The organism is Hymenobacter sp. 102, from assembly GCF_049949205.1.
In the GTDB taxonomy this organism is placed as follows: domain Bacteria; phylum Bacteroidota; class Bacteroidia; order Cytophagales; family Hymenobacteraceae; genus Hymenobacter.
On record NZ_CP188172.1, the window covers coordinates 4,624,252 to 4,645,830 of the forward strand.

At 59.1% G+C, this 21,579-nt stretch carries 25 protein-coding genes; 21 read left to right on the forward strand and 4 right to left on the reverse strand.

Translation table 11 applies throughout. The annotated features are described in order from the left end of the window. The first annotated feature begins 14 nt into the window (after positions 1–14). From ACN19L_RS20045 to ACN19L_RS20080, 8 genes are all read left to right on the forward strand, one after another. A complete protein-coding gene (locus ACN19L_RS20045) occupies positions 15–656 on the forward strand; it encodes a hypothetical protein (RefSeq protein WP_426491222.1) in 642 nt (213 codons plus the stop codon). Positions 657–692: 36 nt separating this feature from the next. After that, entirely contained in the window at positions 693–1,022 is a 330-nt protein-coding gene (locus ACN19L_RS20050) for a hypothetical protein (protein WP_426491223.1), read from the forward strand. Between the two features lie 30 nt (positions 1,023–1,052). Continuing rightward, positions 1,053–2,141 (forward strand): hypothetical protein, encoded by a 1,089-nt coding sequence (locus ACN19L_RS20055; protein WP_426491224.1) that lies wholly within the window; start codon positions 1,053–1,055, stop codon positions 2,139–2,141. Positions 2,142–2,180: 39 nt separating this feature from the next. Beyond that, positions 2,181–2,795, forward strand: coding sequence for a conjugative transposon protein TraK (gene traK / locus ACN19L_RS20060; RefSeq protein ID WP_354580995.1), 615 nt, complete (start codon positions 2,181–2,183; stop codon positions 2,793–2,795). 10 nt (positions 2,796–2,805) lie between these two features. Beyond that, positions 2,806–4,002 (forward strand): conjugative transposon protein TraM, encoded by a 1,197-nt coding sequence (gene traM / locus ACN19L_RS20065; protein WP_426491225.1) that lies wholly within the window; start codon positions 2,806–2,808, stop codon positions 4,000–4,002. 6 nt (positions 4,003–4,008) lie between these two features. Next, positions 4,009–4,488, forward strand: a complete 480-nt coding sequence (locus tag ACN19L_RS20070) for a DUF4138 domain-containing protein (RefSeq protein WP_426491226.1) — start codon at positions 4,009–4,011, stop codon at positions 4,486–4,488. Then, a complete protein-coding gene (traN, locus tag ACN19L_RS20075) occupies positions 4,451–5,164 on the forward strand; it encodes a conjugative transposon protein TraN (RefSeq protein WP_426491227.1) in 714 nt (237 codons plus the stop codon). The genes ACN19L_RS20070 and traN overlap by 38 nt, the downstream gene beginning before the upstream one ends. Positions 5,165–5,386: 222 nt before the next feature. Continuing rightward, positions 5,387–6,136: a type IV toxin-antitoxin system AbiEi family antitoxin domain-containing protein gene (locus tag ACN19L_RS20080; RefSeq protein ID WP_426491228.1), complete on the forward strand. Its 750-nt coding sequence runs from the start codon at positions 5,387–5,389 to the stop codon at positions 6,134–6,136. Between the two features lie 69 nt (positions 6,137–6,205). Here the strand turns inward: ACN19L_RS20080 and ACN19L_RS20085 are convergent, their stop codons facing one another. The 3 genes from ACN19L_RS20085 to ACN19L_RS20095 form a co-directional block, all read right to left on the reverse strand. After that, positions 6,206–6,727 carry a hypothetical protein gene (locus tag ACN19L_RS20085; protein ID WP_426491229.1) on the reverse strand — a complete coding sequence of 174 codons (522 nt, stop codon included), beginning with the start codon at positions 6,725–6,727 and terminating at the stop codon, positions 6,206–6,208. 167 nt (positions 6,728–6,894) lie between these two features. Further along, positions 6,895–7,419 (reverse strand): hypothetical protein, encoded by a 525-nt coding sequence (locus tag ACN19L_RS20090; RefSeq protein ID WP_426491230.1) that lies wholly within the window; start codon positions 7,417–7,419, stop codon positions 6,895–6,897. 157 nt (positions 7,420–7,576) lie between these two features. Next, the gene (locus tag ACN19L_RS20095; protein ID WP_426491231.1) at positions 7,577–7,714 is read right to left on the reverse strand and encodes a hypothetical protein; all 138 of its coding nucleotides are present in this window, start codon (positions 7,712–7,714) and stop codon (positions 7,577–7,579) included. Positions 7,715–8,420: 706 nt separating this feature from the next. Here ACN19L_RS20095 and ACN19L_RS20100 point away from each other — a divergent pair. The 9 genes from ACN19L_RS20100 to ACN19L_RS20140 all read left to right on the forward strand — a co-directional run bounded on the left by ACN19L_RS20100 (position 8,421) and on the right by ACN19L_RS20140 (position 17,910). Beyond that, positions 8,421–8,873, forward strand: coding sequence for a helix-turn-helix domain-containing protein (locus ACN19L_RS20100; protein WP_426491232.1), 453 nt, complete (start codon positions 8,421–8,423; stop codon positions 8,871–8,873). Positions 8,874–8,875: 2 nt separating this feature from the next. Further along, on the forward strand, positions 8,876–9,433 hold the full coding sequence (locus ACN19L_RS20105) for a HipA N-terminal domain-containing protein (RefSeq protein ID WP_426491233.1): 558 nt from the start codon (positions 8,876–8,878) through the stop codon (positions 9,431–9,433). Beyond that, entirely contained in the window at positions 9,430–10,188 is a 759-nt protein-coding gene (locus ACN19L_RS20110) for a type II toxin-antitoxin system HipA family toxin (protein ID WP_426491234.1), read from the forward strand. Before ACN19L_RS20105 ends, ACN19L_RS20110 begins: the two co-directional genes overlap by 4 nt. Before the next feature lie 10 nt (positions 10,189–10,198). Beyond that, positions 10,199–11,569, forward strand: coding sequence for a DUF262 domain-containing protein (locus ACN19L_RS20115; protein WP_426491235.1), 1,371 nt, complete (start codon positions 10,199–10,201; stop codon positions 11,567–11,569). Between the two features lie 8 nt (positions 11,570–11,577). Then, positions 11,578–13,503: a DUF262 domain-containing protein gene (locus ACN19L_RS20120; protein ID WP_426491236.1), complete on the forward strand. Its 1,926-nt coding sequence runs from the start codon at positions 11,578–11,580 to the stop codon at positions 13,501–13,503. Between the two features lie 381 nt (positions 13,504–13,884). Beyond that, positions 13,885–14,154, forward strand: coding sequence for a hypothetical protein (locus ACN19L_RS20125; protein WP_426491237.1), 270 nt, complete (start codon positions 13,885–13,887; stop codon positions 14,152–14,154). 18 nt (positions 14,155–14,172) lie between these two features. Beyond that, positions 14,173–15,951, forward strand: a complete 1,779-nt coding sequence (locus tag ACN19L_RS20130; RefSeq protein ID WP_426491238.1) for a hypothetical protein — start codon at positions 14,173–14,175, stop codon at positions 15,949–15,951. 747 nt (positions 15,952–16,698) lie between these two features. Next, positions 16,699–17,163 carry a hypothetical protein gene (locus tag ACN19L_RS20135; protein WP_426491239.1) on the forward strand — a complete coding sequence of 155 codons (465 nt, stop codon included), beginning with the start codon at positions 16,699–16,701 and terminating at the stop codon, positions 17,161–17,163. Between the two features lie 81 nt (positions 17,164–17,244). After that, entirely contained in the window at positions 17,245–17,910 is a 666-nt protein-coding gene (locus ACN19L_RS20140) for a hypothetical protein (RefSeq protein WP_426491240.1), read from the forward strand. Between the two features lie 42 nt (positions 17,911–17,952). Here ACN19L_RS20140 and ACN19L_RS20145 read toward each other — a convergent pair whose 3' ends face one another. After that, positions 17,953–18,996 (reverse strand): hypothetical protein, encoded by a 1,044-nt coding sequence (locus ACN19L_RS20145; protein WP_426491241.1) that lies wholly within the window; start codon positions 18,994–18,996, stop codon positions 17,953–17,955. Between the two features lie 552 nt (positions 18,997–19,548). Between ACN19L_RS20145 and ACN19L_RS20150 the strand changes: the two genes are divergently transcribed. The 4 genes from ACN19L_RS20150 to ACN19L_RS20165 all read left to right on the forward strand — a co-directional run bounded on the left by ACN19L_RS20150 (position 19,549) and on the right by ACN19L_RS20165 (position 21,564). After that, positions 19,549–19,815, forward strand: a complete 267-nt coding sequence (locus tag ACN19L_RS20150; RefSeq protein ID WP_426491242.1) for a hypothetical protein — start codon at positions 19,549–19,551, stop codon at positions 19,813–19,815. A gap of 35 nt (positions 19,816–19,850) precedes the next feature. Then, positions 19,851–20,225: a hypothetical protein gene (locus ACN19L_RS20155; RefSeq protein WP_426491243.1), complete on the forward strand. Its 375-nt coding sequence runs from the start codon at positions 19,851–19,853 to the stop codon at positions 20,223–20,225. After that, on the forward strand, positions 20,222–20,443 hold the full coding sequence (locus tag ACN19L_RS20160; RefSeq protein WP_426491244.1) for a hypothetical protein: 222 nt from the start codon (positions 20,222–20,224) through the stop codon (positions 20,441–20,443). The genes ACN19L_RS20155 and ACN19L_RS20160 overlap by 4 nt, the downstream gene beginning before the upstream one ends. Before the next feature lie 206 nt (positions 20,444–20,649). Continuing rightward, entirely contained in the window at positions 20,650–21,564 is a 915-nt protein-coding gene (locus ACN19L_RS20165) for a site-specific integrase (protein WP_426491245.1), read from the forward strand. The last annotated feature ends 15 nt before the right edge of the window (positions 21,565–21,579 follow it).

Consider the following 21,579-nt stretch of genomic DNA (forward strand, 5'->3'; position numbering starts at 1 on the left):
TGACTTGCTCCTCTATGAAAGCAATTTCCAAAATGCTCACCCTGGTCCTGACCCTGCTGGCGGGCCCAGCCTGCGCGCAGGCCGTTATATCGGCTCCAGTAGCCGAGCAAAGCTCACGCAAGCAGATTTTCCACCAGGGCGTGTCTACTACCCTGATGGGGCAGGGCAAGAAGCTGGCCGGCGACATGAAAGCTGTGAGCGGCCAGATTAAAGGCATCGTCGACAAGACCCAGCAGCTGCACGACCAATGGTACAGCAGCCTGCTCCAAATCAGCGCTGGGGTCCGCAACTATCGCCGGGTACGGGAGATTTATACGCACCAGGGCGAAATGATTAACCAGTTCGCCGGTGCCATTCCGGAGCTGCGGGCCCAGCGGCTCACGCCCGCGCAGCTCAGCGAAGCCTCTACAGTCTACCAAACCATCCTGCAGGAAAACGTGGCCCTGCTTGGGGAGCTGGCCGGGGTGCTCAGCGCGAACAAGGCGAAGATGACCGACCCGGAGCGCATTGAGTTTATCGACAACATCGCCGACCGCATCAGCAAGCAGCACGATTTGATGAATTACTTCAGCAACAAGTGTCGGGCCATCGCGCAGCACCAGGCGCAGCAGGTGCGGGACCGGGAAGCGGTAAATGCTTTTATGACTGCCCGCTAGGGGGTACACTTTCCTTTCACTTCCACTTTCGATCCGATGAAAAGCAAGCTAAATCAATTGCTCACAGCAGTTGCCGCCCTGACAATGGTGCTGCTCACCTCGTGTTCCTCCAACAGCGAAACAGCCCAGTTTCTGGGTGAATGGCAATCATTAGATAGCCCCGAGCGGCCGCATATGACTATCCAGGAGCGCGGAGATAATCTGACGCTGCTGGAAGGTAAAAAAGAATACCCGCTCACCTATGACAAGGACAATCACAAGCTCACCGTCAACACCGGATTCGGAGCTATGGACATCATCTACCTGGGTGAGAAAAACCACCTCCTGATTTCCGGGGAAGGGGAATATGCCCAAGTAGCTAAGTAAATCTCTCGCTCCGCTTCTAACACTGCCCGCATGGACCCGACCGCAATTGATTTGAACATGGCCGTGTACGAGCAGAAGCTCGACGCCATTTACACCGAAATGCTCTCGTTCACCTCCCTGTTCATCAACCTGGGACGGGCCATCGGGGGCATCGGAGCCCTGTTATACATCAGCAGCAAGGTGTGGGGCAACATTGCCCGGGCCGAGCCTATCGACCTGTTTCCGCTGCTGCGGCCGTTTGCTATCGGTCTGGCCATCCTGCTGTTCGTGCCCCTGTGCGGTGCATTGCGCGGCATCACCATGTCCGTAGCCCATGGCACCGATGCTATCCGGATGGGGCAATTGGCGGAAGTAAACCGGCTCACGGCAGAGCGCGACCGTCTGGCCGCCGATGCGAAAGCCAAAGCCGACATGCAAATCAACGAAGACTACGAAAAGGAGCTGGGCAAGCTTGGGGCGCTGGACGTGGGCCGCAAGGCCAGTCTGGCGTTCAATCAGGTCCAGTACAGCGTGGGCCAGAATTTCCGGGAGTGGACTAAATCTATTCTTGAGTTGGGGGCACTGGCCGCCAAGCTAGCCATTAGCCTCATTTCCACTTTCCTGTTGGTGTTGCTCAGCGTCGCCGGTCCGCTAGCCTTTGGCATTGCTATCATTCCGGGCTTTGGCGGGGGACTCCTGAAGTGGTTCGGCTATTTCCTCACGATTTCGCTCTGGGTGCCGGTAGCCAACATTTATGCGGCGGTACTGGCCCACGTCCAAGTAACAATGCTCAATGAGAACATCCGCCAGCTCAGCGCCGGCGGAAGTGTGGAGTCGGCTGACATTGCCTACCTGTGTATGCTCGTGCTGGCCATCGTCGGGTACATCTGCGTCCCCAAGGCGGCGGATATGCTGATTGACGGCTCGGGTGTGGGTGGAGCGGCCACTTCGTTTATCACTACCACCACGGCCACCACCGCCGCCATAGCGGGCGCAGCCAGCGGGGCCGGCCTTCGGACCAGCGCGGGCGTGGCTCAGGGCGCAGCCGGCTGGGCCACCACCCAAAACATGTCGCGCAGTGAGGAGCTCGGCCACCGGGCCGGCATGGCCTTGCGCGAACGATTCAGCCGCAAAAGCTGAGTGACCCGCTCCCTATCCTCTCACTAGCCCTCCCTAGTCATGTTCGCATCCCTGAAAACTATTGATTCCGCCTTCCAGCAGGTCAAGACTCTGGCCTTGCTCTTCATTGTGGCGGTGCTGGTGCTGGCCGGCACCATTGCCTACTTCGCGTTTCAGACCACCACCGCGGCCGCCAATCGCATCTACGTGCTGGAAGGCGGGCAGCTGCTCACGGCCGGCGCCCGGGATGCGCGGGCCAACCGGCCGGTGGAGGCCCGCGCCCACGTCACGCGCTTCCACGAGCTGTTTTTCACCCTGGACCCCGACCAGAAGGCCATTGACAGCAACGTGAACAAGGCGCTGTACCTGGCCGATAACTCCGCGAAGCGGCAGTACGAGAACTTCAAGGAGAAGGGCTTCTACAACGACCTGATTGCCGCCAACATCAGCCTGGAAATGAGCGTGGACAGCGTGGTGATAACCAACGCGCGCCCCCTGGTGGCGCGGTGCTACGGGCACCAGCGGGTCATCCGGGCCACTTCGGTGACCACCCGCAACTTCCTCTCGGAATGCTCCCTGCGCGACGTGACGCGCTCGGAGAACAACCCGCACGGCTTCCTGATGGAGAACTGGCGGGTTTTGCGCAACGAAGACCTCAGCACCCAGCCCCGCTAAGCCCTACCCGATGGAAACCAAACCGCATGACGCGCACTTTCTGCGCACCCGCAAGATGGCCACCTTCCTGCCGGTGGTGGGCGTCCCCTTCCTGGCCGTTATGTTCTACCTGGGCGGCGGCGGGCAGGGCGCGCCCGCCGAGGCCCAGAACGTACCGTCCGGCTTTAACACCACCCTGCCCACGGCCGAAAAAGGCTCCATCACCGCCAGCAAGCTCGAAGCCTACGCCAGCCCGGTGGATACCCTGCGCAACCGGGGCCTGGTCGACGCCCGCCTCGATACGGCGGCCGGCTCGGGCCTGTCCTACTCCATCGGTGCCGACGGCAAGCCCGGGCCCAACGGGTCGGTGGACAAGTCCGTGGTGGCAGCCCAGCAGCAGCTCATTGCCGCCCAGCAGGCCCAGTTGAACGGTGGGACTGCGCCCGGCACTGCAGCAGCCCCGACGGCAGCGCCCGGCGCCCTCACGCCCCAGGAGCAGCTGGAGCTGATGCGCAGCCAGCACGAGCGGGAGCTGGCCGAGAAGGATGCTCAGCTGCAGATGGCCCAGCTGCTGGCGCAAAGCAACAGCGGTGGGGGAGGGGTAGCCCGCCCGGCCGCGCCGGTGGTGGCCAAAGCCAGGAAAAAAGCCCGCACCCGGGCTAACGTGGTCGATGAGGATGCCGTCGTTTCCCGGTTGGGTGGGGGCGGCGCGGGCAGACGGCGCACGGCCTCGTTTACCGGTTTGGATGACGGCCATGCGGCTACCGAAGATGCCAACACCCTGCCGGCCGTCATTCACGAATCGCAGGAAGTGGTCAGCGGCTCACTGGTGAAAATGCGCCTGACGGAATCGGCCGTGGTCAATGGTCGCACCCTATCGGCCAACACCTTCATCTACGGCAAGTGCAGCCTGGCCGGGGAGCGGCTGAACATCAGCATCGAAACGCTGAAAACCGGTAACCGGGTCTTTCCGGTGGCCCTCGAAGTCTACGACGTGGACGGGCTGGAAGGCCTGCACATTCCGGGCGCCATCACCCGGGACGCGGCCAAGCAGGCCGGCGCCGATGGCCTGAACGCCGCCGACGCCATGACCATGAGCGCCGATCCCACCCTGGCCGCGGCCGGCGTCGCGGTTACTGCCGTCAAGGGCCTCGGCCAGAAGAAAATCCGCCTGGTCAAAGTGCGCCTGAAAGCCGGCTACCAGGTCATGTTGAAGATTGATAAATAAGCTACTATGAGAATCGCCCTTGCCCTCTGCACCCTGCCCCTCAGCCTGGCCGTGGCGCCCACCCTCGCTCAATCCACGACGCTGGCCAGCACCCGGCCCGTAGCGCCGGCGCCGGCGAAGCTCGCGACGTATCCGCTGTTCGTGTCGGAGCAAAAAACCACCCACCTGGTTTTCCCGTCCCCGGTCACGTATGTTGATTTGGGCAGTTCCGGATTGATTGCGGCCAAGGCCACGGGCTCGGAAAACATCGTGCGGGTTAAGGCGGCTGGCAGCGGCTTCAGCGAAACCAACATGACCGTGCTCACGGCCAGCGGCAAGCTTTACTCCTTCGTGGTGGGCTACCAGCGCAACCCGCGTCAGTTGGGGCTGGACCTGGGCGCGCCCAGCGCGGCCCGGCCAGGCTGCCCGTACTCCCCTCTACGTCTCGGACCAGAAAACCACGCACCTCGTGTTTCCCTACCCGGTCACCTACGTCGATCTGGGTAACTCGGGCATTCTGGCCGCCAAGGCCACGGGTGCCGACAACATCGTGCGCGTGAAAGCGGCCAGCAACCGCCTGACCGAAACCAACATGACCGTGCTGACCTCCGGTGGCAAGCTGTACATGTTCGTTGTCAACTACCAGCACGACCCCAAGGTGCTGAGCCTGGACCTGAGCACGATGACCAGCGCCACTGCCCGGGCCAGCAGTGGCAGCGAGGCCATCCTGTCGAACACGCCCATTCCGCAGGGCAACCTGGATGCCTATTCCAAGCAGGCGCTGGCACGCGGCGGCTCGGCGGCCAGCGACACGAAAGACCAGCTCAGCGTGCGCGCGGGCAGCGTGGGCTACCAGCAGGAAACCCTGTTTTTCCCGCTGCACCTGCGCAATCGCTCCAATGTGACGTATGACGTGGATTTCGTCAAGTTCTACATCCAGGATAAGAAGGTGGCCAAGCGCACGGCCGAGCAGGCCATTGAACTGACGCCCACCTACGTCTATAACGGTAACCTGAAAAAGATTGAAGCCGCCGGCAAGCTCCAGCAGGTATTCGTGTTCAGGAAGTTCACCATTCCTGACCAGAAAAACCTGGTTATCGAGGTGTACGAAAAGGGGGGCGGACGTAATGTTAAGCTCAAGCTGTCCAACCGCGACCTGCTCCGCGCCCGCGGCTTCCGGTAGCCTTAACAGGACCGCTACGCCCCTCACAACCATTAGCATCTCCACGCCGTGTGGCACTTCGCAAACACCCTCCCGTTGTCTTTAACAAGGTAGCAGGCGGGTGTTTCGGTTTTTTGCGTAGTACTACCTGAGTCTGCTACTCACCGGAATACAACGTGTGCTTTGTAATGTTTTGCAGTAAAAAAACTTTACAATTAGTATATCTTTATCAGCCCCATGCAGATGGAAAAAGTGACCAAATCCACGACCGCCCGCCAGAAAATCATCAACCGCTTGCAACAGCTGGAGCCGGGTGCCCTCGTGCGCTACCAGGACTTTGCCAGCCTGGACATCGCGCCGGGCACGGTGGCCGTGAACCTGAGCCGGCTGCGCCAGGAAGGCGTGGTGCAGCAGGTCACCAAAGGCACGTACCGCCTCCCCCTGCAGAGCCGGTTCGGCCCGGTACCGGTTTCCGAGCAGCAGGTGTTGCAGGTGCTGCTGCAAACCTCCAGCAAAAAGCTGCGGGGCTACCCCACCGGCGTAGCGGCCTTCAACCGTCTGAGGCTGACCACGCAGGTGCCCCAGGAAATTCTGATTGCCACCTCCCGGCCGGGGCGGCCGAAGAAAGTCGGCAACGTGCGCGTGCGCTTCGTGCGCAGCCGGGCCGATGTGCAGCCAGAGGAGGTTCCGCTCTGCCAATTGCTCGACGCCCTGCGGCAGATTAAGCGCCTGCCCGATACCTCGCCGGCCGCGGCCCTGCTCCGCCTGCGCGAGCAGATAAAGCAACTGCCATCACTTGAGCAGGCCGCCTTGGTTCGCCTGGCACAGGACTACAACCCGGCCACACGCGCTCTGCTGGGAGCTCTGCTGGAAGGGATGGGTGAAGTCACGCTGGCTACCAAGCTGAAAGCCAGCCTGAATCCCTTATCCACTTATAAGCTTGGTTTATCCGAGCAGGCCTTACCTAACCGCGCGCAATGGCACATCCAATGACTCTGCACACCCACGAGCAGGACTAACTATATGCCGAGGAACATTCCCTCAGGTTCATTTACTTGTTCACTACTGCCCAACGGAGGTCAGGGTCTGAAGCCGCCGCTCGATAATAAACTTTCGTTCGTCACCAGACCCGTACGGTAGTTGACAATCGATAGCTTCGCGCAATTCCGGATGCAGCAGCAGTCGGCTGACTTCCGCAGCGATGTAGGCGCGTACGGCAGGCGATGCGGCTGCTACCTCTGCACCCAGTGCCGGGCGATTATCCAGCACGTACACGATGTCCTCCAGATCACTGCTCAGGCGGATGTCGCTCATGCCGCGGCTGCGCAGTGCCGCCAGCTTCGTGGCGATAAAATACACCGCTGGCATAATCTGGATCGTGGTTTCGTCGGGCAGCACGTAAGGAATAGCGTGGGCAAAGCCTTCGGGATACCACGGATTCGAGAACCCCAGGATATTGTCTTCCCCGACCGGCATTACATCGACCACCAGCCCCGCGACCCGCCAGCGGCAAATGACATTTGACTCCTGGTCATGCCGAAACCCGAGGGCCCGTAGCTCTTCCTCCAGCACGTAGTAGGCCATGCGGGGCATGACCTCAATAATACAATCCACATCCATGGTCGGGCGGGACTCGGCGGCGCGGGCGGCAGTGCTGTACAGACCGGCGGTGCTGCCGCCGACGAAAACGACCCGTTCCCGCAAGGCCCAGCGCCCGGGCCACGGCCTGCAGCGCGGCCAGGTTGGCCGTATTAGACATGAGCCGGCAACAGAAAGGCTTTCAATAAATTCCCAGCCAGTTTTCGCTCCCGGGGGCGGCCCACCCGCACCGCGTCAACCAACGCCAGCAGCTCATAGAGGCGCGTATCGGCTTTGGCCGCTTGCGGCACGCGCGGGTACAAGGGCTCGATGGCGCTACCCCAGCAGTCGCTTTCTGCGTCGGGCCACACGTACAGCTGCTCGGCTACCAGCTGCTCCCGCAACGGGGCGGCGCTGTGGGCAGTGGGGAGGCCCCGTACCTGGGCGCCCGGCTGCGTGGGAAACACCACCGGTAAACCGTAGAGTAGAAACTCCAGAAAGGTTCGCCGAGCCACGCGCCGGTCAGCGCCCTCCAGCAGCCGGGCGTATTGGCACCGCTTCAGGCTAAACGATATTTCGGTGGGGCTTAAGAACAAGGCAGTGGCCAAGTCCTTGCCTTGCCAGATGGTATCCTCCAGCAACAGCACCTTCAGCAGAACGACTACATCCTGCGGGCGCATGCCATTATGTTGTCGCATTACGGTCAGCTGATTTTTGGTTTGCAATTTGCAAATTGATAATCAACATTCCTATTCGATAGCTGCTTCTATCGTCACCCTATCGAGACCAATAAGGACTGCTCATACTTACTTGTCAGTCCTGGCCACAGGTTCCGATAACTAACAAATGGGGACGTTAGGCGAGGGAGCCTACAAAGAGCGCGGGGCGCTGCTGAATGGGCAGCGGCTGCCGGTGCACCCCGCCCAGCCGGTTGGTAGGGCTGGGTGCTAACCGGAGGCGACGATGCAAATCGGTAAGTTTTAAGGCCTGCATGCGCTACGGCGATAACTGCTTAGGGCGGCAAAGCTAGCCAATAAGAGCAATACCGGTAGCACTCTTGCATTGAGCCAACAATCCTTCCGGTGATCAAACCCCGGCCCTACTGGTACTTGTAGGGCTGTTCACGCTCGTAAGTAAGTCTATTGTTGAACTCTGCTACTTGGTCGTATCAAACCTTAGGTAGATGAAACGCTACCGCATGAGCCAATAATGAGCCAATTCAGTTGCTCAAAAAATAACGAATCTGGCTTGAATTCAAGGATTACGACCACGTGCCGGTAGGGGGTGAGCCCATAAATCGGTACTACTTTTTAGCCTTAGGGGCCCAGCCTACTACCGACGACTCTCTTGGCGCAGCAGAGTGTCATCACTAAGTTGTAGAATAGGCAAGTACTGGAGAGCTCCCGTTTGTTTTTACAGCTTCTTCCTACTCACAGCAAACCAGCTCCGAGAGTTCTTTATGAGCCTATTGCGAGCCCATTTGCGGAGGGGTACCCAGCAGAGTTGACTGGGATACGCCCGAAATCTCTCTAGTTCCAGTGTTCTGGCCACAGCTTCGCTACCTGCACTCCTTGACATGGCTTCCCAACCATTCCCTTGTCAGAAGACAGGTACTTCCTCTTCTAATCTGACTCCTGTACAATCGTATGTGTTTTCGACCGACATTTCATGCATTAAGTCTATATTTAATCTTTGTTGCATGATTTATCAATCATTATTACAATACATCACTAATAAATATATCTTGCATGATAAGCCATCCAAAAACTACCCCTTTCCGGCTCTTATGACTGATATATCCTACAATAAATGGTCAGCCATGAGTGATGATGCTTTGGCAGCACACATTGGGGCCTTTGTGAAGCACCACCGACTGGCCCGCAACAAATCGCAAGAGGCCATTGCTCACGCTGCCGGTATCAGTCGATCAACCCTGAGTTTATTGGAGCGGGGACAAACGGTCACCGTTGCCACTCTGATTCAGGTACTGCGGGTGCTCGATTTGCTCTATACCATGGAGGCGTTCACGGTCCCCACACTAATCAGCCCGCTAGCCATTGCCAAGCTAGAACAAACCAAGCGCATTAGAGCAAGGCCAAGCGACACAGGCAGTAAAGCGCCGCAGGGCAAGAAACGCAACACCGATTGGTAACGATGCAAGCAGCTAGAATCCATATTTGGGGAGAGTTCGTGGGGGCCGTTATCTGGGACGAAGCGACCGGTCTCGCCACCTTTGAGTACGATCCAACCTTTAAAAGACGAGGGGTGGATCTGGCGCCGCTCAAGATGCCCATTACCTCGTCGCAGACCATTTTCTCCTTCCCTGAACTACGCCAGAAACCTGATAGCGGACTTGATGCCTTTAAGGGCTTACCCGGGCTGCTCGCTGATGTGCTGCCCGACCGCTACGGCCATGAGCTCATCAATCTGTGGCTAGCACAGCAGGGCCGCCCAACGGATAGCATGAATCCGGTGGAGATGCTCTGCTTTATCGGCCAACGGGGCATGGGGGCACTGGAATTTGAGCCTACCTCGCTAAAGGAAAACAAGAATACGTTTTCCGTCGAAATCGACAGCTTGGTAACGGTGGCGCAAAAGATGCTTGCCGCTAAACAGGAGTTTCTGGCCCACATGAATCAGGGCGAGGAAAAGGCCTTGATGGAAATCCTGAAAATCGGTACTTCCGCCGGGGCGCTCGGCCCAAAGCGGTGATTGCCTACAACGAAAAAACGGGCGAGGTAAAGTCCGGGCAAACCAAAGCGCCCCAGGGTTTTGAACACTGGCTGCTCAAACTCGACGGCGTGAGTGATGTGCAGCTGGGAGCTACCCACGGCTACGGGCGGGTGGAGATGGCCTACTACAACATGGCCCGCGCCTGTGGCATTGAGATGATGCCCTCCCGCCTGCTGGAAGAGAATGGCCGGGCGCATTTTATGACCAAGCGCTTCGACCGGGAAGGCGGCAGCACCAAGCACCACGTGCAGACCCTGTGCGCCACCAAGCACTTCGACTACAATGCCGTGACTAGCTTTAGCTACGAGCAGTTGTTTCAAACGATGCGGGAGCTTACGCTTACCTATCCCGAAGCGGAGCAGATGTTCCGGCGGATGGTCTTTAATGTGATGGCGCGCAACTGTGACGATCACACGAAGAACTTCGCCTTTCGGCTGAGACAAGGCCACGCGTGGGAATTAGCCCCTGCCTACGACGTGTGCCACGCCTACCGCCCCGGTAGCCCCTGGGTAAGCCAGCACGCGTTGAGTGTAAACGGCAAGCGGCAGGGTATTTCCCGCGATGACTTGCTCACTATCGGACGCTCCATTCGGTCGAGAAGCGCAGGCGATAAAGCCCAAAGTATCATTACGCAAATCAGCGAGACCGTTAACCAGTGGCCCACCTTCGCCGAAGAAGTAAACGTGGACCCGAAGCTTCGCGACGCCATTACTGCAACCTTATTACGCTTGTGAACCACCATTGATGCATAAAAAGATCAGTAATCTGCAGACACTCCTTTTTTCCCAGGAGCGGTTAAGAATTCCTCCCTATCAACGCCCGTATAAATGGTCGACCAGACAAGTAAATCAGCTTATCGATGATATCCTTTACCACCGCGAGCGCGACAAGAGTGCATACCGCCTAGGAACTGTGGTGGTGCACTACGACCGAGGGCACTCTAACCAAGCGCGCGACGTCGTAGATGGCCAACAGCGACTGTATACCCTCAGCCTATTGGCGGCAGCATTACTACGCAGGCACCCGGCAGCTACTCCAGCAGGTAAGCAAGCCGCTGATCTCTGCCTGGCCCAATCCTGCATCAGTAATCCAATCAGCCAGGCCAATCTGCGCCGCAACGCGCAGCTGATCCAACAACGCGTGGAGGAATTTCAGCGCGAGGATGCTGACTTCTTCTTTCAACGCTGTGAGCTGGTTTATCTCGAATTGGAGCACATTGCCGAGGCCTTTCAGTTCTTTGATTCCCAGAACACGCGTGGCAAAGATCTAGCGCCCCACGACCTACTCAAAGCCTACCATCTTCGTGAGATGGAGAGTAACACGGAGGCCGAGCGCATTGCCAGTGCCGGGCAGTGGGAGCAGCTAACGGAGGACTTGCCCCGGTACTTCAGTAGCTACCTGTTTAAGATTCGGGCTTGGTCCAAGGGCCGATCCGGGCTACACTTCACTAAGGAACGCATCGATACATTCAAGGGTCTCACGATTGGTTCTGCACCAGTCTTGCCTTTTGCCGAGGCGGCCCGCATGTGCCACTTAACCGTTCAGGGCTACAACCAGGATCACGCCCGGGTGCTTGACCGGCAGCGTATGCCCTATCCCTGCCAATTGGATCAGGTAATACTCAACGGCGCGCGCTTTTTTGAGTACGTTGGGCAGTACGCAGCTCGCATTCGTGAGCTGGAAGCCAGGGTGGGAGATCCCAGGAGCAGCGTGCCGGCGTGGCAGGGTGGGGGAATGGCCAAGCGGATCTTGCACGAGCTGGCGCACTACTGGGGCCGCGGCCGGCAAGGTGACCAGTACGTGCGTAATCTGTTTGATTGCTGCCTACTCTACTACTGGGATAAATTTGGTGACCATAAGGAAGAAGAGGCCGTCGTCCGAATTTTTCTCTGGGCATATGCTCTACGGCTCGAAAACAAAGCAGTTCGGGCAGTTACTGTCGACAACTACGCTAAAGCCCAGGATGGGCTGATCCGCCTGATCCGGGAGGCCACGGACCCGCGGGAGTTCTTTGCCAAGTCGCTGACCCCGGTAAACCACAAAGGAAGTGAAGGTACGGTCGCTCACCTAGACGGGATTATGCAGCTATTCCGCGACCTGAAAGCAATCGAGTAACCGTGACCATGGAACTACTAGAAGAACTATCCATCGAGCAGCTGTTCAGCCGCTACAACTACACCGTGCCACTCTATCAACGTAGCTATGCCTGGGACGAGGCGCAGGTAACACAACTGGTCCGGGACATTTGGGAAGTGACCGGCGCAACAACCACGTACTATATCGGCAACCTGATTGTGCACCACCGGCCTGCTGCCGGACAAGATGAACTGGCCGTTATTGATGGCCAGCAGCGACTCACCACGCTCAACATCCTATTAAGTGTGTTGCAGAATGAGTTCGGACTTTCCGTACCCGAAGCGCACGCCTCCCGACTGCGCTTCGACAGCCGGCCTAATTCATCAGCCACGCTTCACCGGCTGGCGGATCGCGACCCTAGCGTGCGAAGCACGGCAAAGGACCGACGCATGCAGCAGGCGTATCTGGATATGACCCGGGAGCTGAAACAGCTCCAGCAGAGACATGCGGGAAGCGACGCCAACCACAGTCCGGATCAATTCCATACCTGCTTGCTTAAGCGGGTGAAGATTCTGCAGGTACAGGTGCCCGCCGATACCGACCTCAATCATTACTTTGAAATTATGAACAGCCGGGGTGAGCAGCTCGAAAAACACGAGGTGCTTAAGGCCCAGCTACTTGGTCACCTGCAAGGGGAGTCCGCGAGCCTGCAGGCTGGTGCCCGGATCTGGGATGCCTGCTCCATCATGGACCAGCACATGGTTAAAGCCTTTGATTCGCAGCTACGGACACAACTGTTTACCAGCAGTTCCGGGGCTCTGGATCGCGTGCCGGACTCTTTTGACCACATCAGGGAGGTAGTAGTGGGCTCGGTGGCGGATAACACGCCGCAGACATCGGGGGCCAAGTTGCTCGACCTGCTCGACAGCCCGGAACAGGTAGGCGCCTCGAACAGTGAGGCAGAAACAAGCGAGCCGCGCCTGGGCTCGGTAGTGAGCTTTCCGAACTTTCTGCTGCTCACGCTCAAGGTCTATACTGCCCGTGACCTTGCACTGGATGACAACCAGTTGATTGATTCATTTGGAAAAGTACTCCAGAACACTCCTGACAAAGCTGCTTTCGTGAAGGGGTTTCTGCATTGCCTGTTGAAATGCCGACTGCTGCTGGATCGATACGTCATCAAGCGTGAGTATACTCACGATCAGTATAAGTGGCGCTTACGGAGCCTTAAGCCAGAATCATCCTCCGACAGCGAGCGTTTTGGCAACACCTTTGAGAGCGAGGCCGACACCCGGCAAGCAGTGATGTTGTTGGCCATGTTTCACGTTTCCTTCCCCCAAGCAACGTACAAGCACTGGCTGGCCGGAGTACTGCGCTTTTTGCACGCCACGGGGCCCGGGTTGGTCGCCAAAGACTATATCCGGTATTTGGAGCAACTCTCCGATGCCTTTTATTACGACCGGTTCGCGACGACTCCCCTTAGTTATCACACCATCATCTTTACAAACGAAGCGGTACCGGTCAACCACACCGTGAACGAAGATGTGCTGCACCAGGGTACGCACGTCCCGAACTTCATCTTTAACCGGCTGGACTACCTGATCTGGAAAACATCACGGGTTGAGTTGCGCAAGGATTACCAGATTCCTCGCATCGAGGAGTTTGAGTTCACGTTCCGTAGCTCAGTAGAGCATTTTTACCCGCAGAATCCCAAAGGCGAGATCAGCAATCCGCTAGATCAGAAAATCCTCAATTCATTCGGCAACCTGTGTTTGATCAGCGCCAGCAAAAACTCGGAGCTAAGCAACTATTCGCCAAAAGCCAAGGCGGAGCATTATAACAAGTCTTCCGCAATAGAAAGCCTGAAGCAACAACTCATGATGCAGCAGTGCAACACGTGGGATCTTACAGCTATTGAAGCGCACCAGCAGGAAATGATCGGTCTGCTCGCCACGCGCTCTACCTTGCCATGACATCTAATCATAACTAGCAATTTGGCTGTAAGCCAAGAGCAGGTAAAGGTTATGTAAGAACCCTGGACAGGCGTGCTCGATACCCGTATCCTGCATCCGGGCTACGCTGTTACCTTGAGGCGGCGTGCGCCCCTATTATCTACCCGTTAATTTCTTTTTCTGATGTCAAAATCCAAGCCTCCCGTAGCGCTGGCTCAGTGGTACAGCTTCCCGGCTGACCCACTTACTCGGGCGTTCATCACGCCGCATATCACCCGCTTGCGCTTGGTCGCGGAACCGGAAAATGTTACGATTATTACCCGCTGTACCAGTTATGTACAATCCGGTGGAGAGCACCGCTACTCATTTCCTGCGGCCGAACCCGTCTGCCACGCCATTGGGATGCAACGTGCCAATGGCAGCCACCTACTATTGCAGGAGGGAGCGATCCTGCAGTTTGCGGAAGGCGTACTCGCCCGCCTCGATGCCATCAATAACCCGTATTGGCGGCGGTTGACTACGCCCCTGATCAGTGCTGGCCCCAGTCCGGAAGCGAGAAGTATGTTGCTCAGCTACCTCCAGCTTACGTTTCTGGAGCCAGACCAGCTGGCCGACTACGAGCAGCAGGCCAACGTCCACGTGCTACATCCCGTCGATACGCTGTTTGATTAATCAGCCTTTCTATCTGTCATGCCGAAATTTCCGGAGCCTGTTCAAACCCTGTACGAAACCGCACTGCAGCACGAGCAGATGCAGAACTGGGGCGCGGCGGCGGCCTGCTACGAGCAGGCCGTGGTGCTGGTGACCGACTCCGCCGAGCTGTGGGCCCGCTACGGCCTGCTGCTGAACAGGAAAGGAGTCAGCAACACGGACGGGCACATCGACCTCTCGGCCGGCAGCCAGGCAACCCGCAGCCCAGCCACCACGGCCGACGAGCTGTACTGGCGTGGAATCGGGGCCATGCTGAGCGACGGCGACGGCGACGCCCGGCACGACCTGGCCGCCTCCCTGGCGCTCGACCCCAGCCGGGCTGACGCCTGGTATCGCTACGCCGAGGCCCTAGCTTTTCCGGCCGCCTATTACGGCTACAACGACTACGCTGTTTCCCGCGAGGGGCAGGCCCAGCGGCTGCAGGCCTACGACCAGGCCTTGGTGCTGGAACCGGCCAACGCGCGGTACCTAGCTGGCCGGGGTGAATTTCACTTGGCCCACGACCGACTCGACAAGGCCCTGGCCGATCTAGACGCTGCCCTGGCACTCGACCCGGCGCTGCTGTGGGCGGCAGGAAGCCGCGCCGTTATCCGTTTCCTGGCGCACGATTTTCGGGGAGCTCTGCAGGATCTAAAGGCCGGTACATCGTTGCGGGGTAACTGGCGGGCTACGCGGGTAGAGCAATATATTCTATTTCCCAACCCGGATCTGGAGCCACCAGCCGAGCGCTGGATTTCCGCGCTAGCGTTGTTCGAGCGGTCTGGCCTCAGGGAGCCGGACACTGCGGAGTACTTAGCTGAACGGGCAGACTATTATCTGGCTCACGGCCTGCCGGAAAAGGCCCTGGCGGATGCTTTGGTAATAGTAGCCCGACAATCCCTGCATGCCCCTTACCGGGAGCTGCTCGTGCGGTGCCTGCTGGCACAGGGGAAGCTAGATTTTAACGCCCTGCTGGCTGAGTACGAACGGCTGGCTGCCCGTTCGCTACCCCGGGTATCGACCAAACGAGACGGTCCGGTTGAAAAGGAGCTGTACCTGGCACAGTTCAAATGGAACCAGACCCGCTGGCGGCATCACGCGGCCTGGGCGGCCTACCGGCTGCGCCGGCCCGAGGCGGCACAAACGCACTTCGGGGAAGCCTGCGGGTTCTTCTTCACCGAGCAGCCCTATCAGGTGAAGCGGGATGCCTTCTTTCGGCTGTACTCGTCCGACGACCTGCAGGAGCAGGAGCAGAGCGCTTGGGTGCCTTTCCGAATGGTGGAGGTCACGGTAGACGAGCGGCCATATCCGCTGGGTGACGTGGCCAATCTTCTGCCGCCGCTGCCGGATCCGGAGTATCTGCGCTGGCAGTTCACGCAACAGTTGCAGCAGGAGCCGGCCGGCCTGGGCACGCAGCGGGCCGCCGCGCAGTGGCTAAGCCAGGCGGCCTGGCAGCTGGCTGGCCCGGCCCTGGGGGAGGCTTGCGAAGCCTGTCTGGAACTGCTGCTACCGGCCGGCTACCATTTTATCCAGCCCCAGGAAACTGCGGTGTTTGAGGCTGCCCGGGAGCTATGCCGGGCCGGGTTGGCACAGTGCCCGGCCTACGCGGCGGAGTTCGGGCTGTTGCGTCGTGCCCTGCTGCGGGCAGAGCTACGCGCTGCCCAGAACCAACAGGATGCTACCCCGCCGCCATCCAAGCCGCTTTGGATGCCTACGACGCCGGCCTGGCTGCATTGGCGGCGGAGTAGCAAAACGAGTGTCTTTCCCTGTTCAATCTGATAACCCTATACCACGTGACTTGGATTCCCAACAAACTAACCGAGAGCCAACTCCCTTACATACCGCAAGTCACTGTCAACACCGTAGGGGAGTTGTACGATACGTTCATCAAACCGCAGTTGCCATCCGCCGACGTAGTGCGGCACTGGCATCGTTTGCTGCTAAATTACGTGACCCAACCTGACGCCATCTTGTTTGTGCGTCGCTACGCTTCCGCCGACAAGACGGAGTATCATCGGTTGCGCCGTGGGTTTCTCACGCTTGATCCGACCGGTTTTGGCTATGCCTACTGCGACAATTACTTACCGCAACTAATATTCGCACAGGTACTAGCCGGCAACAAGCCAACATTGGCTGAGTTGCAAGAAGCGGTTGCAAATAGGCGGTTTCCGGTTTCTGTCCGTCTAGCAAAACCGGAAAGGGCTCAATCGGCGTTCGGATGGACTACAGCGCCTCCTTTTGGGGAACGGGGCTGGAAGTTGTCCCATCTGCATCACGTCAATGCGCACTACTCGTTTGACTATCGCCGTACAGTGGATGAATTGTTTCCCCGGGGAGAGTACAACTGGTGGGGTAACCCGGACAAGGTTTATCGGCTAACCCAGGCTGTGAGTTCTGACCACCGCCAAAAGATGGTGGCACATTTCCTGCGCGCCGCATCCGGCAAACTACTTCCTGAGCCCGGCCAAAAAGTGGCAGGCATCGGGTGGGCAGGATGTTGGGGAAAACCTTCTGCTGCTGACCTACGTGCAACAGCGTTTTCAGGAAATATACGGGGATGTGCTGCTGGAACTGGAGCCATTGCTGTTGGCAACGGAGTTGCAGGGCGAATGGACAGCTCCCGAAACCCCGCTGGAGCTGGTGGTGCGGCGGCCGGTGAAAGGCAAGAAAACAGGGGTGATTAAGCCAGAAAACTCTGAAAGTGCAAAGACCCGGCGGACGGTGAGAATGAAACCATACCCCATCACATATTCTATCGGTGACGGGCCGGAAGTTGATGAACAGGCGTTTCTGCAGCAAGTTTTGGTGACTAAATATGCTACCATCACCCGCCACTTTCATGACGGGACAGCCAGTATCGAACTGCCCTGGAATGCACGTGACCTAACGCCCTCCTCAAACCTGACAAATAATCTGCGCGGCCGTTTCCGCACGGTGGCACAGAAGGCAAACATTGCTCGGCTCCACGTAGCAGTACGGGCAGTGGACTGAAATTGTCCTGCGGCCGTACTCTCCCCAATTTTCTCCGCGCAAACAGGCTGCTGCCTAGTGAGTCACTTCCCTCTTCTACCCATGAGCGACCCCATTAGCCCCGACCAAATTCAGCTGCCCGATACACCTGCCGAGAAGCGGGCGGCCCTGCAGCAGCTGCTGGTTCTCTTCCCCGACACACTACCGGATCATGAGATGGAGGAGTTGATACGACGGGCGGTGTCCGTGATTCAGCCCGGCTGCCGCTCGGCAGCGGAGCTCAACTCCCGGGCCACGGTGCTGAGTGAGGAATTCGGCTACGTCCTCACCCCAGCCCAACTGACCACGGCTCTGCTGAGCTTGCTGTTCGCCCGCGTGCCCGTTTCGGTTGAGGATGAGCAGCAACTCACTGCACTGCTGGTCAAGGAATCGGGAGGAGTGGTTGGCTATGATGCCGACCAGGTGCCCGGCGGCAGTGGCCCCTTCGGCATAGTGCCGACCAACCCCGTACCCGTGGCCGGCATCGTATCGTCAGCGTTGTACCTGCGCCGTCTGCGCCTGCCCGATGGCCGCCCGGTAGAGTGGCGGCGCACCGGCTCCCGCACTGCGGCAGGCATCGATAATCCCGTGGACTGCTACCGGGTCACGGACGCCAATAATCAGTTGGTAGCGGAAGTGTTCATTTCGCCTTACCATCAGCGGATCTCCGGCCGCGCGCCGGCAGGCCTCGTGCTCAGCCCGCTCCGGCCGGAAAGCTGGTTTGAGTAGTGAAGGCTGCTGCCGGAGCTGCTCAGCGGCGCAGCAGCGGCTCTAGCTCGTGCAGGCAGTAGTAGGTATACAGGGCCAGCGGCGTGGTTTCCTCCAGCAGCACGGGGTCGAAGTCGCCGCAACAGTCGTAACGCTCATCCACCAGGGCCCAGCCTGTGGCGTAGTCCACCTCCACGCAGCCGTTGGCACAGAGCCAGGCCAGCTGCAGCAGCTCGGCGGCGGCCTCCCGGCCGGCCTCATCCAGCACAACGTACTGACCCAGGTGCTCGTAGCAAGCAGCGCGCACCGCCGGGAGAGCTCATCCTCGTCGTAGGGCACGTAGTCAGCGAAGTCCAGGTCGTCAACCATAAACAGTCCCCGGATGCCGGCCTGTTTCAGCACCGCATCCAGCGCCCGCTCGTGGTAGTCAGCCTCCTGCCATGCGTCCGGAGCAGCCGGCTGAACCGGTTGGACGGGGCTGTCGCTCTCTTTCTGTAGGCTTGCCAGCACCTGCTGGCAGCGGGCCTGCCACCGGAGCAGCTGCTCCGTATCGGGGGGCAGCAGCTCCGACTGCTGGTTGCGCCAGCTGAAACCGCCAGCCTCACCGGTACCGCACAGCACCAGCTGGTCAGCGTCCGCCTCAGGGTCTTCCCAGCTCCAGGTGCCGTTGGAGTGCAGCGCCAACTGGCGGGAGCGGACGGGCAGCAACAGGGATTCCCGGCCCGGACTGTTGAGTTCCCATAGGTCCGCCAGTGCCTGCTCAGCCCACCAGTCGGTGGGGTGGTAGGGAATGTCCTGGTGCAGCCGCAAGCCCGGAAAGTCGCGCTGCAGGTCGCGCGGGCCCCGCTGCGAGCCCTGGGAGGCGTAAGCCAGCTGCTGACCCATATCCAGCATTCGGTAGCCGGCAAAGCAGGCTGGTACGCACACCGGCAGCACTATACGGCCGTCGGGAGCCAGGATGCCGTAGCGACGCTCCTGGCGAAACCCGTAGAATCCGTGGCCTAAGGGCCAGACAGCGTCGTACTCGGGAGCCAGCAACTCCTGGCCGTTGCAGAGCAGGCCGAACCGGCCGTGTTGGGAAAACACAGTGAACTGAGCTGAAATCATCGGAGAAAGGAAAAAGGAGTGGAGAAGAAGGTAGAGCAAAAGCAGCGCGCCTGGCCAGGTTCCGCGGTGCTGTGGTGCTGTCCTAATATAGCCGGGGCCGGAGGGTTTTGTTACCACCTAGCAACGGGCATATACCAATATATTACCGGGCTCAGGAATTGTTACCCGTTCATGGTCTACTAAGGTAAGCCCGAGACCCCGGATTTGTTACCCAGGATGTGCTCTATGCTAAGGTAAGGTCACCAGGCCGTTATTGTTACCCTTCGCCCGACCTGGTCTTACCTGTTCTCCGCGTGAGTTGCTGATACAAAGGTTATTGCTGGCGTTATGCCTGCCATTGCCGATATTTGACCTTGATAGACTTTCTATTCCCGTATCGTTATGAGTTCCTATGTTAGACAGTGGATTCGGCAGCCTTCCGGGCAAATCGCGATCGAGTGGCTGTGTGGCGACTGCGGTGATTTTCGTCCGTTCAAGGTGCATGACGTGGACACGCGCGGTAGCTGGCTCAGCGTGGGTTGTATGACCTGCACGCACTGCGGTGCGCTCGATATGCTCTCCAAGGTTGGGCTGGCCAAGCCGCCTTCCGGATACGCGCTGTATAAAGTAGAGTGGCGGGCGACATGCTTTTGCCCGGCCACAGTCCTCGATGAGCCGGCGTATCTGCGGCGCACTGACGTGAAATTCCCACCCCGGGCCGTGCACGTAGTGGCCGCATCCCGAAGTCAGGCCCACCGGGAGGCTTGGGCTCACCGGCTCGACGATCTGAGCGGCTTCGAGTGCCTGATCGATGGGAAGCCATATTTGCCCGAAGCCTGAAACTGGCTCTTCCCCGGTATTCATCCTGCTGCCTGATGCTGCCCACCTTCCGCCCCCTCTTGCTCACTTTCCTGCTGGCCTTGTTGCCGCTGCTGCTGGGCTTTGCCGTTAACTCTGCCGCCCCGCACCCGCCCACGGCGGCCCGGGTAGCCGGCCGCTGCACTCGCTACTGCCACGACCACGCTTGCCCGCACGCCTTGCCAGCCAACAGCCCGGCCTACTTCCGGCTGCGCCCACTCTACGGGCTTACTATCCGGGTGCTGTCAGCCGGCGGGGGCGGCCCGATGTACGTGCTGGCCAACCTGCTCGTGTTCCTGGTGGGCATCCCGCTGCTGTTGCTGCACCTGACCTACGCCGTACTGCGCGACGCCCGCGCCATCCGCCGCCAGCAGCAAACTACGCGCTCATGATCGGTTCCATCTTTTCCCTGCTGCTGCGTCTGGGCCGGCTGGCCTACTGGTACTGCGTCGACTTCATGGTGAACCTGGCGGGTCTTACCGGCACGAGCTACCCCGAGGCCAATACCTGGATTCTACTGCTCCTGATTCCGGGGCTGCTGACTTTCCTGCTAGCCGTGCGACTCTGGCAGCGCCGCCGGCTAAGGCTGTGGAAGCCGGCCGCCGAATAGCCGAACAGTCGTGCGGCGAAAGGCTACCAAGGCCAATCCGGCAAACCGTGACCGTGATTTACTTTTTACTTTACTTCTGATAAGGTTTACTTATCGGAACTAAACAGTATCTTCGTTCATCTTCCCACAAAGTCCGGCCACTTGCCTGCCGTAGCTCCAAGTAGACGCCTATGAAATCCGTTGCGCTCACCGTTCCGTCCGCTCCCTTGTCGGCACTCTCCGAGCAGACGGCCCGTTACGTCGAAGCTGGGTTGCAGGGCGCCCCCAATACGGCCCGGGCCTACGCCTCCGATCTGCGCCATTTCGCCCACTGGTGCAACGCCAACCAAGTGGAGCCGCTGCCCGCAACCGTTAGCACGCTGGCCGGCTACGTGACGTATCTGGCCGACGCCGGAAAAAAGATGGCCACGATCCAGCGTCATCTGGCCGCCATCAAGAAAGCGCACGTGCTCCGGAACCTGGATGCGCCTACCGGGGAAAAGCAATTTAAAATACTGCTCGATGGCATTAGCCGCGTGCACGGCGTGCGGCAAAAGCAAGCGCCGGCCTTTTCACTGGTGCAGCTTAAGCGCCTAGTGCGCGAAATTGACGTTACGACCGCTAGCGGCCTGCGCGACCGCGCCATCCTGCTACTGGGCTTTACCGGGGCCTTCCGCCGCTCGGAGCTGACGGCACTGAATATTGAAAATCTTGAGTTCTCTGAGGAAGGGCTCGTTATTCGACTCGAGCGCAGCAAAACCAACCAGCTAGGCCAGCACGAGGAAAAGGCAGTCTTCTACTCCCCCGAAGCCAAGGTTTGCCCCATCCGCTCACTGCAAGCCTGGCTGCGAGTGCTTGAGCGTGAAACCGGCCCGCTTTTCGTTCGGCTACGGATGGGCCAGCGCTTGACGCAAGACCGGCTCTCGGACAAAACCATTAACGCGGTGGTGCAGCGCTACCTGGGTGACAAGTATTCTGCCCACTCTTTGCGCGCGTCTTTCGTTACAGTCGCTAAGCTAGCGGGCGCCGATGATTCGGAGATCATGAATCAAACCAAGCACAAGACGAGTGCGATGATTCGTCGCTACACTCGTATAGATGATGTTAGGCAGCACAATGCTGCGCAGAAGCTTGGTTTATAAACTATTCGTGAGCTC

Bases quoted from the DNA above. Each gene is read 5' to 3' on its own strand.
- ACN19L_RS20045 (WP_426491222.1), top strand. From the start codon at position 15: ATGAAAGCAATTTCCAAAATGCTCACCCTGGTCCTGACCCTGCTGGCG.
- ACN19L_RS20050 (WP_426491223.1), top strand. From the start codon at position 693: ATGAAAAGCAAGCTAAATCAATTGCTCACAGCAGTTGCCGCCCTGACA.
- ACN19L_RS20055 (WP_426491224.1), top strand. From the start codon at position 1,053: ATGGACCCGACCGCAATTGATTTGAACATGGCCGTGTACGAGCAGAAG.
- traK (WP_354580995.1), top strand. From the start codon at position 2,181: ATGTTCGCATCCCTGAAAACTATTGATTCCGCCTTCCAGCAGGTCAAG.
- traM (WP_426491225.1), top strand. From the start codon at position 2,806: ATGGAAACCAAACCGCATGACGCGCACTTTCTGCGCACCCGCAAGATG.
- ACN19L_RS20070 (WP_426491226.1), top strand. From the start codon at position 4,009: ATGAGAATCGCCCTTGCCCTCTGCACCCTGCCCCTCAGCCTGGCCGTG.
- ACN19L_RS20080 (WP_426491228.1), top strand. From the start codon at position 5,387: ATGGAAAAAGTGACCAAATCCACGACCGCCCGCCAGAAAATCATCAAC.
- ACN19L_RS20085 (WP_426491229.1), bottom strand. From the start codon at position 6,727: ATGGCCTACTACGTGCTGGAGGAAGAGCTACGGGCCCTCGGGTTTCGG.
- ACN19L_RS20090 (WP_426491230.1), bottom strand. From the start codon at position 7,419: ATGCGACAACATAATGGCATGCGCCCGCAGGATGTAGTCGTTCTGCTG.
- ACN19L_RS20095 (WP_426491231.1), bottom strand. From the start codon at position 7,714: ATGCAGGCCTTAAAACTTACCGATTTGCATCGTCGCCTCCGGTTAGCA.
- ACN19L_RS20100 (WP_426491232.1), top strand. From the start codon at position 8,421: ATGATTTATCAATCATTATTACAATACATCACTAATAAATATATCTTG.
- ACN19L_RS20105 (WP_426491233.1), top strand. From the start codon at position 8,876: ATGCAAGCAGCTAGAATCCATATTTGGGGAGAGTTCGTGGGGGCCGTT.
- ACN19L_RS20115 (WP_426491235.1), top strand. From the start codon at position 10,199: ATGCATAAAAAGATCAGTAATCTGCAGACACTCCTTTTTTCCCAGGAG.
- ACN19L_RS20120 (WP_426491236.1), top strand. From the start codon at position 11,578: ATGGAACTACTAGAAGAACTATCCATCGAGCAGCTGTTCAGCCGCTAC.
- ACN19L_RS20125 (WP_426491237.1), top strand. From the start codon at position 13,885: ATGCAACGTGCCAATGGCAGCCACCTACTATTGCAGGAGGGAGCGATC.
- ACN19L_RS20130 (WP_426491238.1), top strand. From the start codon at position 14,173: ATGCCGAAATTTCCGGAGCCTGTTCAAACCCTGTACGAAACCGCACTG.
- ACN19L_RS20140 (WP_426491240.1), top strand. From the start codon at position 17,245: ATGAGCGACCCCATTAGCCCCGACCAAATTCAGCTGCCCGATACACCT.
- ACN19L_RS20145 (WP_426491241.1), bottom strand. From the start codon at position 18,996: ATGATTTCAGCTCAGTTCACTGTGTTTTCCCAACACGGCCGGTTCGGC.
- ACN19L_RS20150 (WP_426491242.1), top strand. From the start codon at position 19,549: ATGCTCTCCAAGGTTGGGCTGGCCAAGCCGCCTTCCGGATACGCGCTG.
- ACN19L_RS20155 (WP_426491243.1), top strand. From the start codon at position 19,851: ATGCTGCCCACCTTCCGCCCCCTCTTGCTCACTTTCCTGCTGGCCTTG.
- ACN19L_RS20160 (WP_426491244.1), top strand. From the start codon at position 20,222: ATGATCGGTTCCATCTTTTCCCTGCTGCTGCGTCTGGGCCGGCTGGCC.